The sequence below is a fragment of the Psychrobacter sp. ANT206 genome, from assembly GCF_056880555.1.
Genome location: NZ_CP096271.1, coordinates 1,819,701 through 1,832,040 on the forward strand (window position 1 = coordinate 1,819,701; position 12,340 = coordinate 1,832,040).

General features: G+C 42.3%; 11 protein-coding genes. 7 read left to right on the forward strand and 4 right to left on the reverse strand.

Annotated elements, in window-relative coordinates; all coding sequences use genetic code 11:
- Nucleotides 1–24: 24 nt before the first annotated feature.
- Both phhA and hppD read right to left on the reverse strand, forming a co-directional pair.
- On the reverse strand, nucleotides 25–900 hold the full coding sequence (phhA, locus tag M0221_RS07610) for a phenylalanine 4-monooxygenase (RefSeq protein ID WP_483283448.1): 876 nt from the start codon (nucleotides 898–900) through the stop codon (nucleotides 25–27).
- A gap of 204 nt (nucleotides 901–1,104) precedes the next feature.
- Nucleotides 1,105–2,211: a 4-hydroxyphenylpyruvate dioxygenase gene (gene hppD, locus M0221_RS07615; RefSeq protein ID WP_483283449.1), complete on the reverse strand. Its 1,107-nt coding sequence runs from the start codon at nucleotides 2,209–2,211 to the stop codon at nucleotides 1,105–1,107.
- Between the two features lie 154 nt (nucleotides 2,212–2,365).
- Here hppD and M0221_RS07620 point away from each other — a divergent pair, with 154 nt between their 5' ends.
- The 4 genes from M0221_RS07620 to M0221_RS07635 all read left to right on the forward strand — a co-directional run bounded on the left by M0221_RS07620 (nucleotide 2,366) and on the right by M0221_RS07635 (nucleotide 7,075).
- A complete protein-coding gene (locus M0221_RS07620) occupies nucleotides 2,366–3,295 on the forward strand; it encodes a LysR family transcriptional regulator (RefSeq protein WP_149491785.1) in 930 nt (309 codons plus the stop codon).
- 188 nt (nucleotides 3,296–3,483) lie between these two features.
- Nucleotides 3,484–4,680 carry an amino acid aminotransferase gene (locus M0221_RS07625; protein ID WP_483283450.1) on the forward strand — a complete coding sequence of 399 codons (1,197 nt, stop codon included), beginning with the start codon at nucleotides 3,484–3,486 and terminating at the stop codon, nucleotides 4,678–4,680.
- Between the two features lie 376 nt (nucleotides 4,681–5,056).
- The gene (gene fahA, locus M0221_RS07630) at nucleotides 5,057–6,346 is read left to right on the forward strand and encodes a fumarylacetoacetase (protein ID WP_483283451.1); all 1,290 of its coding nucleotides are present in this window, start codon (nucleotides 5,057–5,059) and stop codon (nucleotides 6,344–6,346) included.
- A gap of 153 nt (nucleotides 6,347–6,499) precedes the next feature.
- The gene (locus M0221_RS07635) at nucleotides 6,500–7,075 is read left to right on the forward strand and encodes a VOC family protein (RefSeq protein ID WP_483283452.1); all 576 of its coding nucleotides are present in this window, start codon (nucleotides 6,500–6,502) and stop codon (nucleotides 7,073–7,075) included.
- Between the two features lie 64 nt (nucleotides 7,076–7,139).
- Here the strand turns inward: M0221_RS07635 and M0221_RS07640 are convergent, their stop codons facing one another.
- Nucleotides 7,140–8,000, reverse strand: a complete 861-nt coding sequence (locus M0221_RS07640) for an IclR family transcriptional regulator (protein WP_483283453.1) — start codon at nucleotides 7,998–8,000, stop codon at nucleotides 7,140–7,142.
- A 172-nt stretch (nucleotides 8,001–8,172) separates the two neighbouring features.
- Here M0221_RS07640 and maiA point away from each other — a divergent pair, with 172 nt between their 5' ends.
- On the forward strand, nucleotides 8,173–8,817 hold the full coding sequence (maiA, locus tag M0221_RS07645; RefSeq protein WP_483284771.1) for a maleylacetoacetate isomerase: 645 nt from the start codon (nucleotides 8,173–8,175) through the stop codon (nucleotides 8,815–8,817).
- Between the two features lie 104 nt (nucleotides 8,818–8,921).
- Here the strand turns inward: maiA and M0221_RS07650 are convergent, their stop codons facing one another.
- Nucleotides 8,922–9,167, reverse strand: coding sequence for a hypothetical protein (locus M0221_RS07650; RefSeq protein ID WP_020443706.1), 246 nt, complete (start codon nucleotides 9,165–9,167; stop codon nucleotides 8,922–8,924).
- Nucleotides 9,168–9,734: 567 nt separating this feature from the next.
- On the opposite strand from M0221_RS07650, the gene dinB reads away from it, so the two are divergent.
- A complete protein-coding gene (dinB, locus tag M0221_RS07655; protein ID WP_483283454.1) occupies nucleotides 9,735–10,850 on the forward strand; it encodes a DNA polymerase IV in 1,116 nt (371 codons plus the stop codon).
- A gap of 176 nt (nucleotides 10,851–11,026) precedes the next feature.
- Nucleotides 11,027–12,244 carry a tRNA preQ1(34) S-adenosylmethionine ribosyltransferase-isomerase QueA gene (queA, locus tag M0221_RS07660; protein WP_483283455.1) on the forward strand — a complete coding sequence of 406 codons (1,218 nt, stop codon included), beginning with the start codon at nucleotides 11,027–11,029 and terminating at the stop codon, nucleotides 12,242–12,244.
- Nucleotides 12,245–12,340: the final 96 nt, after the last annotated feature.

A 12,340-nucleotide genomic window follows, 5' to 3' on the forward strand; every position in this document is an offset into this window, starting at 1 on the left:
TACTTATAAAAAATGTACTGTCTATTAAGCAGTTTTGATAGCATACGTTGGCTCAAACAGTCCTAAACTCATCGCTTTTTTTACAGCGCCCATAATGTCGCTATTCACGATATCAAATAACGTATCCAAATTGTCAATTGCATAATAGATAGGCTGAATTTGATCAATACGGTAAGGCGTGCGCAATACGTCAATCAAATCAAACGCACGACAGTCCGGATCATCGCTTAGGGCATAGATGGTTTCAGACGGTGAGCTTAAAATGCCGCCACCATAAATCTTGCGGGTTTCTTTGGTCGCGCCCATTAGACCAAATTCGATGGTGAACCAATACAGGCGTGCTAAATAAAGACGCTCTTGCTTAGTCGCATTGAGACCAAGCTTGCCATAAGTCTCATTAAAAGTTGCAAACGCAGGATGGGTCAGCAGCGGACAATGTCCGACGATTTCATGAAAAATATCTGGCTCTTCGATATAATCCATATCATCAAAGCGACGGATAAAGGTCGCAACCGGAAAGCGTTTATCAGCTAAGAGTTTGAAGAATTTACCGAAGCTGATTAACGCCGGTACAGCAGCGGTTTGCCAACCGGTACTGGCTTGCAATACTTCATCAATATCTTGTAGTTGCGGAATATGCGTTGCTGGTAGCTTGAGTTTCTCTAAACCCTCAAGATAGGCTGAACTGGCACGATTGGGTATTTGCTTGGCTTGACGTTCAAGCAGTGCTTGCCACATCGCGTTTTCATCGTCACTATAATGTATATGACCATGATCGTCTGGCTGACGCGATACGTAAGGTTGCTTCTTCTGAGTTAGATGATGAGTAGAAGCTTCAGTGCTTAACGAATTGCTACTGAGAGGCTTTGTGTACGCAGTTGTCTGGTGACGGCTTTCCATGCCTAGTTTCCTTATATTGCAATGAGTCTAATACCTTGGTATCAGTCATTTGCTTTATTCACTTTATCCACCTCGCTTTTAACGTTTATTATTAATAGCAGAGTAACAAAGGTAATAAGGACAAGATAAACCCCTTTCATCTTGCCCTTTTGATACTTGTTTAAAAGTGCAAGATGAAAGGCACTCTTAAGAAATCTCTGAAAATTATGGCGCTTCTGTCTCTATCTCTGTCTGACCAACCATGCCGCGGCGTACTTGGTCGCGCTCGATAGATTCAAACAATGCTTTAAAGTTACCTTCGCCGAAGCCTTCTTCGTAGTCGCCTTTACGCTGGATAAACTCAAAGAATACTGGGCTGCCTAAGATGGTTTCAGAGAAAATCTGTAGCAGCAGACGTGGAACATTGCCTTCAGTTGTACCATCTAGCAAGATACCGCGCATCTGTAGCTCAGAGATATTCTCGCCATGACCTGGTAGACGCTCATCAAGCATCTGATAATAGGTGTCGTTTGGCGCTGTCATAAGCGGAATGCCCATCTCTCTTAGCTTGTCGATGCTAGACAATAGGTCATCACTCAACAGCGCGATATGCTGGATACCTTCGCCATTAAATTGCATTAAGTACTCTTCGATTTGACCGCCGCCCTGCTTTGACTCTTCGTTCAATGGAATACGAATTTTGCCATCAGGCGCCGTCATGGCTTTACTGGTCAAGCCAGTATATTCACCTTTGATATCGAAATAACGGATTTCGCGGAAGTTAAAGATACGCTCGTAGAAGTCAGCCCAGTAAGCCATGCGACCACGGTAGACGTTATGCGTTAGATGATCGATGACTTTGAAGCCAAAGCCTTTTGGATGCTTATCAACATCAGGCAGATAGTCAAAGTCGATGTCATAGATAGAGTTACCAGCGGTAAAGCGGTCGATAAGATAAATGAGAGAGCCGCCGATACCTTTGATCGCTGGCAGACGTAACTCCATCACCCCTGTTTTGACATCGACTGGCTCAGCACCGTTTTCGATCGCTAAATCATAAGCTTGCTGGGCATTTTTTACACGAAAACCCATGCTACAAGCGCCGGCACCATGCTCACCTAAAAAGTAGCTGCCATGACTTTTTGGTTCGCGGTTTAATATGAGATTGATGTCTCCTTGGCGAAACAAGGAAACATCTTTTGAGCGGTGATTGGCGACATGGGTAAAGCCAAGGTTGCGAAACAGCTCTTCGACAAGCTCAGGCTCTTGTGAGACGAACTCAACAAAATCGAAGCCTTGTAGACCCATAGGGTTGTCAAATAAATCTGCCATTGTCATCATCCTTAATTGCAATTGGTGGTATAAAGCGCTAAAAATTAGCAAAAAATAAGTTTCATCAATCATTCCTATTGACGATTCATTTATATTAGATTAGCTTGATTTATAAGACTAATCGTATTTTTTGATTTATTTATCAGGTTTACTTATGAATATCAGCATTCGCCAACTTACCGCTTTTATCAAAGTCGCTGACAACGGCAGCTTTACTCGTGCCAGCGACCAGATGCATTTGACCCAATCTGCGGTCAGTGGATTGATAAAAGAGCTTGAATCTAGCCTTGGCATTGTGTTGTTTGATCGCACTACACGCCAGCTGTCGTTGTCGGCAGTTGGACGGCATCTATTGCCGCAAGCTCGGCGCATCTTAAATGAGATGCAGCTGTTTGAGAATGAAGCCAGTAGCTTAACGAGCTTAGCGCAAGGTCAAGTCAGGCTCGCCGTATCACAGTTTGCGGCCTCCTCTATGCCAGCGGTTATCGCTCAGTTTGCCAAAGAATATCCTGACATCAGCGTGTCTTTGCTTGATTGCTCAGCAGAAAATGTCTTAGAACACATTCAAAACATTGAGGTGGATTTGGGCGTGGGCACTGAGCTTGAATTTATGGACGCTGAAGATGACATCAGTGCCGACTTGTTATATCAGCTGCCATTCTGTGTGGTCATGCCTGATAGTCATGCGCTGGCATGTAAATCTGAAATTATTTGGCAGGATTTGATTGATACGCCGCTTATTACCCTGCAAGGTCCATTTATTGAGCAAGTGACCGCAGAGCTTGATGAGCGTATCGCAAACCACATACAACAAGCACGCTATAAAGTAAATTTTATGTCGACAGCGCTCGAGATGACCCGTCAAGGCTTTGGTATTACCTTGTGTCTGCCTTATATGCCTGAGGTGATAGACTGGGTCAGCGCTAATGGTTTGCAGATGCGACCGTTGACGCAACCTGTCAAAATGCGCCGATTCTTTATTTACCAACGTTCATCGCGAGCTTTATCGCCGGCGAGTATCGCTTTTAAGCATTTTTTGCAGGGCTACTTTGCGACCCATTTTGATGATTTGCAAAATATTTAACAGCCAGCTTTCTACCCTTTATCAAAACAAGTCAGACGATGATTCAAGAAAATGGCATCACTAGGCAAAAAAATGCATGAATTGGTGGGGATAATGGAATCTAACATTGAGTTAATGCCCAAACTGGTTTATGCTTTTTAGCGCCTCAACTTATACCTTTGTACTTATATCCCTTGTAAGGAAAACACATGTTTGAACGTATCGATTACTATGCCGGCGACCCAATCTTAGGATTGATGGACAAATTTGCAGCCGATAACAACCCAGATAAAGTCAATTTGGGTGTCGGTGTCTATTATGACGAAGATGGCAAAATGCCCGTACTTGAGTGTGTAAAAACCGCTGAACAACGTATTGCTGACCCTATCTCGCCGCGTCCGTACTTACCAATGGCAGGTTTACCAGGACATCGCAAAGGCTGTCAAGAATTGCTGTTTGGTAAAGACGCTCAGATTTTACAAGATGGCTTAGTGGCTACTATCGCGACCATTGGTGGTTCTGGTGCACTAAAAGTCGGCGCAGAATTCATCCACGAATGGTTCCCGCAGTCTAAGTGTTACGTCAGCAACCCTACATGGGGCAACCACATTGCGATCTTTGAAGGGTCTGACGTCGAGGTCGGTAAATATCCGTACTACGATACTGCTACTGGTGGCATCAAATTTGATGAGATGATCGCGTTTTTTGAAACATTGAATAAAGATGATGTTCTGCTGCTTCATCCTTGCTGTCATAACCCAACGGGCGTTGATTTGACTCGTGAGCAATGGGATCAAGTCCTAAACGTCATTCAAGCGCGCGAGCTGATTCCGTTTATGGACATCGCTTATCAAGGCTTTGGCGAAGATATGGACAGCGATGCTTACGCGATTCGTAAAGCCGTCGATATGGGTCTGCCATTGTTTGTCAGCAACTCATTCTCTAAAAACTTATCGCTATATGGCGAGCGTGTCGGTGGTCTATCAGTTGTTTGCCCAACGGTAGATGAAACTGATCGCGTCTTTGGTCAGCTGAACTCTACGGTACGTCGTATCTACTCAAGCCCGCCATCACATGGTGGTCGTGTGGTTGATATCGTTATGAACGACGAAGCGCTACATGAGCAATGGGTTGGCGAAGTATATGCGATGCGTGACCGTATCAAATCTATGCGTACCAAACTCAAATCAGTATTAGAAGAAAAAATCCCAGGTCGTAGCTTTGATTACTTGACTGCACAAAACGGTATGTTTAGCTTTACAGGTCTGACGCCTGAACAAGTTGCACAACTACAAAGCAAGTATGGTATCTATATGGTATCGAACTCACGTATGTGTGTTGCCGGCTTAAACAGTACCAATATCGACTATGTTGCCAATGCTATGGTTGACGTTTTAAAAGATTAATTCCCTAATCGCTTTTATTAAAATATAAACAAAGGCTAAGTATCATTACTTAGCCTTTTTTCATGCGTTGGATTTCGTAGTGGTGATATTTTTAGCAAAAAAGGCAAATATAGTCAAAACGCTACGGTACTGCTGGTACAAATTTTTTGCAGCCTCTGTCTGCATGGGCACAGCAAGCAAGAAAAATTGATACCAGCAGTACCTAATGTGTCGATATGACTTTTCACTGACTATAGCTTTTAGTCTCGGTCAAAACTCAATCAATTTATAGGACGAGCACATAAAAAAACTTGCAATCGATTACGCTATAAATTACATTATACGTAAGTAGTTAATTATAACGTAATTTAATATTCGCTTTAGCAAGGAGCCGATCATGTCAACGATTGACAAAAACCTCTCATCTTTTCTCGATATCGCAACCGATTCTGACTTCTCTATTCATAATCTGCCTTATGGCATTTTTAGTGACAGCATCGATGGCAAACGTCGCGCTGGTATCGCTATCGGCGAGCACGTATTGGATTTATCCGTACTTGAATCTGAAGGGTTATTGGGTTTAGACGGTGGTCCATATTTCGATCAAAACACGTTAAATGCCTTTATTGATTCTGGTCGAGACAATTGGAGCAAAGCGCGTAAAACGATTCAAACGCTACTCTCTAGTGATTGCGATACGTTACGTGACAACACAGATTTGCAGCAAAAAGCCCTATTTCAACAATCAGACGTCATTATGCATCTGCCGGTTCAAGTACCTGGCTTTACCGATTTCTATTCGTCTAAAGAACACGCAACCAACGTAGGTACTATGTTCCGTGACCCAAGTAACGCCTTACTGCCTAACTGGACTGAGATGCCAGTAGGTTATAACGGACGCGCCAGCACCGTCATCGTCAGTGGTACAGATGTGATACGTCCATCGGGTCAGCTAAAACCCAATGCCGATGACCGCCCTATTTTCTCACCTTGTAAGCGTCTGGACTTTGAGCTTGAAACGGCATTTGTCGTTGGCAAAGGTAATAATATTGGTCAACCAATTGCCGTAGATAATGCTATTGATCATATTTTCGGTATGGTTTTGCTAAACGATTGGTCAGCTCGTGACATTCAAAAATGGGAATACGTGCCGTTAGGTCCATTTAACGCCAAAACTTTTGCCTCTGAAGTATCCCCATGGATTGTGACGATGGAAGCCTTAGCACCGTTCAAGATGCCATGCCCAACGCAAGAACCAAAGCCGCTTGCTTATCTGAACGAAAAAGACAGCAATAATAGCTATGACATTCATTTATCAGTAGAACTATTGCCTGAAAATGCTGAAGAAGCTACGGTGGTTTGCGAAACCAATTTTAAATATATGTACTGGTCAATGGCGCAGCAGCTGACTCACCATACTATTACTGGCTGTAAAGTAGAAGTGGGCGATATGATGGGTTCAGGGACTATCTCAGGACCGACGCCTGATTCTTATGGCTCGATGTTAGAGATTGCGTGGAATGCAACCAAACCTGTCACCCTCCAAGGCGGTGAGACACGCAGCTTTATCGAAGATGGTGACACAGTCATCATGAAAGGCTATAGCGAAAAAGACGGTATTCGTGTTGGCTTTGGCGAAGTACGCGGCAAGGTCTTGCCGGCGCTTACCTTCGATTTTGACAAATAGCAATTATCTGTCGATTTTTATATAACAATGTGTGCCTATAAAAAGGCATGCAAATAATAGAGTCAAGCTGTTAGTCGTTAATGGCCTATGTCCATAACTACTAACAGCCAATCGATTGATATAAATTGTACGTCCTATCAAAAGGAGTTTGATATGAGTTTTAAAATTGAAAAAATCCATCATGTGGCCTATCGCTGCAAAGACGCTAAAGAGACCGTTGAATGGTATAAAAAATATCTGAATATGGATTTCATCCTAGCATTCGCTGAGGATCATGTACCTTCGACCAAAGCCTTTGACCCTTATATGCATGTGTTTTTAGATGCGGGCAATGGCAATGTATTGGCATTTTTTGAAGTGCCTAATCAGCCTGAAATGGGCTTTGACCCTAATACGCCAAGCTGGGTACAACATCTAGCGATGAAGGTAAAAGACCGGGATGCCTTAATGGCAGCTAAAAAGCATTTGGAAGAAAACGGCATCGACGTGGTCGGTGTGACGAATCATGGTATCTTCCATTCTATCTATTTCTTCGATCCAAATGGACATCGTATGGAGCTTACTTACGATGATATTACCTCAGAAGAAAAAGTTTCGATGATTACTGAAGAGATGAAATATGAGATGCTGGACGAATGGTCACGTACCAAACGTGCGCCCGCTCATACTCAGTTTTTACATGCGGCTGAACTAGCTGAAGCACGAGAAGTCGCGCCTGCTGGTGAGTAATATTTTTTAGCGTTTAGAGTATTCTTTATAAAATAGCTAAGATAAGTTTTAGCTATTTTACGAGCTACACTATTTGATAGCGCTGTGCAATTGCTAATATTTGCTCGACCACATTATGCTGCTCACTCATGGGCAACTGCTCTGTGGTACCAATGATAGTAATGGCATACTCCAAAGACAAACTTTCAACAGATAGTTTGTCTTTGTCATATAGATTCGCAGTGGTTGATAGCTGCGGTATGATAACGGGAATAGTAATCGCATTAATCCCCATTAACATATCACCAGTAACAGTCGCATAGCCTTGGGTACGAACTTTCGCTCGTAACTGGTTAAAGTGCTGCCATTTCTCTGTTATTGCTTGCTCTTGCTTCGCCTGCCATTCTGCGATGACCAAGGGTTTGATAATGGTATCTGGCTGATAGCTTGCGAACAAATGACCTGTCGCCGACGTGGTCAACGGCATACGCGATCCGATACGAGTAATAATACTAATAGCGCTATCTGGTTCAACAGATTGAATGATAATGGGACCTTCGCTAAACCATTTAGCGATTTGTACACCGCAATTAAGCGTGTCTTTGATCTCATTAGCAATATGCGTCAGACGATCCAAGATATTATTTTGATTAAACCCACTATGACCTACTGCTCCTAGCGCGCCCATTGCATGAACTCTATCACCAAGTCCATAACGTCCATCACTGAGCTGGCGAGCATAGTGTTTACGAATAAGACTGACCAAATAACGGTGGCACTTTGCTGGATGCATTTGCATGGCTTGTGCAATATCCTTTAGCATCATCGGCTCGTTACAATCGATGAGCACGTCTAATATCGACAGCCCAATCTCAAGCGATTGTACGCCGCCTTGGTTTTTATTTATCGTAGGAAGATTTTCTATCAGGTTTTCAGCTGCTGGCATGGTTTACTCTGTGAATGATTAACTAAATGCGTTATCAATACAATATTAGAAAATTGAAATAAAGACTTAATGTCATAATAGGTATCTTTTACTCTTTAAGACATTAGTAAGCTCAGTAATTATAACCCTTTATCTTACTCACAACACAGCACAATAAAAGGAATGCCCTATGATGACACTTTATGGCTACTTTCGCAGTAGTACCTCTTACCGTACACGTATCGCAATGAATTTAAAGCAGTTAGATTACGATTACATTGCGGTTAATTTAGCAAAAGATGAGCAATTAGAAGCCGTCTTTCAATCTATTAATCCTCAAGGCTTGGTACCCGTCGTACAAATAAATGATTTATGGTTGTATCAAAGTCCTGCTATTTTGGAGTGGTTAGAAGAGGTCTATCCTGAGCATCCTCTGTTGCCCAAAGATGCAGCAGGTCGCATGCAAGTACGAGCTTTGAGCGCTATGATTGGCTGTGATATCCATCCGCTAAATAACCGACGTATTTTGCAGTATCTGCGTAATGAACTATCAGTAGCTGAAGATCAAGTCATGGCTTGGTGCCATCGCTGGATGAGTGAAGGTTTTGACGCTCTCGAAAAACGCTTGGCACAAGACAAAACACACGGTAAATTCTGCTATGGCGACAGCCCTACTTTTGCAGATTGCTATCTGATTCCGCAGGTCTCTTCTGCCGAACGCTTCAAGGTAGATCTCAGTGCTTATCCAAATATCGTTGCGATCGACGCTCACTGTCGAACATTAAAAGCTTTTGCCGACGCTGACCCTATGGTGCAGTCTGATGCACCAAATGCTTGATATAAGCTGCAAAAAAGCCTCCGATTTAGGAGGCTTTTTTCTGGAAATATAGTGGTGCTATTGCCATTTATACTCTCTAACTTAAAGTATGGAAAGTAGGCTATTCAAATATTCATATCAGATTGTGTGGCAGCCACTGTTTTTATAGGTACTGCGAACAGCCAAGCCGTACCACAATTACAGTAAAAACAGCCATCTTTAAATTCGACAATATAAGCGGTAAAATCGTTACCACAATGATCCATCATCGCTTGTTCATCACTGTCGTCATCGACTGCGCACCATATTTGTTTGTCGCCTCGTGCAAGCAATGCGCGTGTTAAATCACTTCCTCTCAACTCATTATTCATACCCAGCTCCTTAACTTCTCTCACCATAGTTTGAGCTATTCGTCATGAAATATAGGGTTTTCTATACTGATATTTATTAATGATCTTTATCGTTGCTAAAGTGATGAGCTTGATATAAGCGATGCAAGTCCATTTGCTACTCATCTGTACCCATCAAACATTATGCCTATATTTAACGATGATTTACCTTTCTTGCTCTATATCTATAAACGCTTTGTATCCTAGCTATCTTATTGTAACGCTATGCAAGCAAAAGTGTAACAACCAGATATAGTATTTCCGATGAATGGTCAAGATAGGAATATGAACGGTCAGTACATTTAAAAATACTACTAATTATTATGCATATTTATCAGATTTGGCATTTTATAATCTAATAGTTCTTTGAATATTATCGATTACATGAACGATGATGATGCACTATCGATATTAAATTTTTAGAATAGTTTTCAGTAGTTAAAAACCCTAATGAAAATCTTGTTTTTTATCAATCTATGTAACACTTCTCACTTTTTGAGTGAGTATTAGAGACCAAAATCAGTGCGAAAAATCAGGTAAAATAGTTTTATGACAATACATGTTACAACAACAAACACTAAACCTGACGTTAGCCAATCTAACCTTCGCAAAATCATTCATATCGATATGGATGCTTTTTATGCCAGTGTAGAACAGCGTGATTTTCCTGAGCTGCGTGGCAAGCCATTGGTGGTTGGCGGCGATCCCAATGGTCGCGGCGTGGTTGCTGCTGCCAGTTACGAAGTTCGTAAGTTTGGCGTACGCTCCGCCATGTCATGCTATGAAGCTAGAAAGCGCTGTCCTGACGTGATATTTGTACCGCCGCGCTTTGATGTTTACCGTGCTGTTAGTGTTGAGATACGTCGTATCATGCACAGTCTGACCCCACATGTTGAGCCGTTATCATTAGACGAAGCCTATTTGGATGTTACTGGGTTGTCTGTTCATCAAGGCTCAGCCACATTAATGGCAAATTGGTTACGAGCGCAGATTTTAGGACAAACAGGTCTAAACGCCTCTGCCGGTGTCTCATTTAATAAAATGCTGGCGAAAATTGCCTCTGATATTAATAAACCTAATGGCACAGCGGTCATCACGCCAGCGGATGCTGATGCCTTTATCAGCGCTTTGCCTATTGAACGCTTCCACGGTATTGGTAAGGCAACGGCCAAACGCCTGCATGCAATGGGTGTTAGTAACGGCGCTGACCTTCGGCGCACGCCAGCTACCATATTGGTCAATGAGTTCGGTAAGCGTGGACAGTTTTATCATGATATCGCTCATGGACGTGACGAGCGTGCGGTCAAGTCTGAGCGTACACACAAATCGGTTGGCTCTGAGACTACGTTTAGAGAAAACTTAACGGATGATAATGAACTAAAAATACAAGTCTATGAACAAAATGCTGATGCCTTTAGTCAGCTGCACAAAAAACAGCTCATTGCCTATACTATTACTCTAAAGGTCAAATACGCAGATTTTACTCAAGTCACGCGCTCGCATACCTTATCGACGGCATTTGATAGCGCAGAATCCGCTCACTTTTGGTTAGATAAACTCTTTTTGGACATTCCGCGTGCCCTTCCTATTCGATTGGTTGGTGTGACATTTTCCTCACTGACATCTGCAACGCAAGTCACGCCACAATTAAATTTATTTGAATGATTTTTCGCCTGAATTCTTTAGAGAGTTTTCCTAAATAAATATCTCAATTTTTTACTTAGGCTATTTTATTTATATTTAGAGGTAAATAAAAAAGTACTACTTAGTAAAACATTCTTTCATATCCTCATTTCTGCTACAATTGCTCTCAAAATTCCCACCTATCGAAAGACTTTCTTATGACTGATTCTAAACCTCAAACCTTAAATAATAACTCTGAAATTACTGCCAGTCATAATGACGATATTTTAGAGTATCTAAGTGTTGATGATTATGATTATGAACTGCCAGACCAGCTGATTGCCCGTTATCCATTGGCGCAGCGCTCCGCGTCAAAGCTACTTTATTTGCCTGCTAACAATGTTAATCGTCAGGTTGAAGTTGAAGATAAGCTGTTTTCTGAGTTGCCAGAATTGCTTAATGCAGGCGACTTGATTGTTTTTAACGATACTAAGGTGATGAAAGCGCGCTTATTTGGTCAAAAAGATACCGGTGGAAAGATTGAAGTATTAATAGAGCGTTTGGTCGCTCTATCCGACTTAAATAGCGCGGATCTAGACACAATAACGTCAAACTCTGACATCATAGACATGACGGTTATTGCAAAAAAGCATATCGCTCTTTGTCATGTTAAAGCCAGTAAAGCGTTGAAGCTTGGACAAGGTCTTGTACTTGCTGATGGTCATATGACTGGTGTCATGATTGGACGCCAAGAGAACTTATTTATCTTGGCTTTTGATACGCCCATTCTGCCTGATTTAGAGCTATATGGTGAGCTGCCTATTCCACCCTATTTCGAACGCCATGCCGATGCGACCGACAATACTCGCTATCAGACTGTTTTTCATGACCCTGCTAAGCTTGCCAGCGTCGCTGCCCCGACAGCAAGCTTACATTTTGACAATATTGTATTAGAAAAGCTGGCGGCAAAAGGTATTCAAACTGCTTTTGTTACACTGCATGTCGGCGCAGGTACTTTTGCTCCGGTAAAAACAGAGAACCTGCTGAATCATACGATGCATAGCGAATATGCACACCTGCCTCAAGCCACTGCCGACCTTATCAATCAGACCCATGCCAATGGCAAGCAAGTCATTGCTATCGGGACTACTGTCACACGTGTCCTTGAAACGGCTTACCAACAAACCGCAGTCGATGGACAGCCACTTTCTGGCTGGGCAGGTGATACAGAGATTTTTATATATCCCGGTTTTGAGTTTGGTGTCGTAGATAAGCTACTGACCAATTTTCACTTACCAAAGTCTACATTGCTGATGCTAGTGTCCGCATTTGCCACAAAAAAATCTATCGAAGAAGCTTATCAACATGCCATCGAATCCGAGTATCGGTTTTTTAGTTATGGTGATGCCATGCTGCTTGATAAAAAAGTTGACTGATGTGTGTAAATATTAAGCATGCAATTGAACTATTGGTCACAACAGCAGTGGAATAAACTGGTAAACTAAACAGTATTTTGTTATAACAACACAGAC

Excerpts from the sequence above, each read along its gene's own strand:
- M0221_RS07635 (WP_483283452.1), top strand. The coding sequence starts at position 6,500 with ATGAGTTTTAAAATTGAAAAAATCCATCATGTGGCCTATCGCTGCAAA.
- maiA (WP_483284771.1), top strand. The coding sequence starts at position 8,173 with ATGACACTTTATGGCTACTTTCGCAGTAGTACCTCTTACCGTACACGT.
- M0221_RS07620 (WP_149491785.1), top strand. The coding sequence starts at position 2,366 with ATGAATATCAGCATTCGCCAACTTACCGCTTTTATCAAAGTCGCTGAC.
- queA (WP_483283455.1), top strand. The coding sequence starts at position 11,027 with ATGACTGATTCTAAACCTCAAACCTTAAATAATAACTCTGAAATTACT.
- dinB (WP_483283454.1), top strand. The coding sequence starts at position 9,735 with ATGACAATACATGTTACAACAACAAACACTAAACCTGACGTTAGCCAA.
- M0221_RS07640 (WP_483283453.1), bottom strand. The coding sequence starts at position 8,000 with ATGCCAGCAGCTGAAAACCTGATAGAAAATCTTCCTACGATAAATAAA.
- M0221_RS07625 (WP_483283450.1), top strand. The coding sequence starts at position 3,484 with ATGTTTGAACGTATCGATTACTATGCCGGCGACCCAATCTTAGGATTG.
- fahA (WP_483283451.1), top strand. The coding sequence starts at position 5,057 with ATGTCAACGATTGACAAAAACCTCTCATCTTTTCTCGATATCGCAACC.
- phhA (WP_483283448.1), bottom strand. The coding sequence starts at position 900 with ATGGAAAGCCGTCACCAGACAACTGCGTACACAAAGCCTCTCAGTAGC.
- M0221_RS07650 (WP_020443706.1), bottom strand. The coding sequence starts at position 9,167 with ATGAATAATGAGTTGAGAGGAAGTGATTTAACACGCGCATTGCTTGCA.
- hppD (WP_483283449.1), bottom strand. The coding sequence starts at position 2,211 with ATGGCAGATTTATTTGACAACCCTATGGGTCTACAAGGCTTCGATTTT.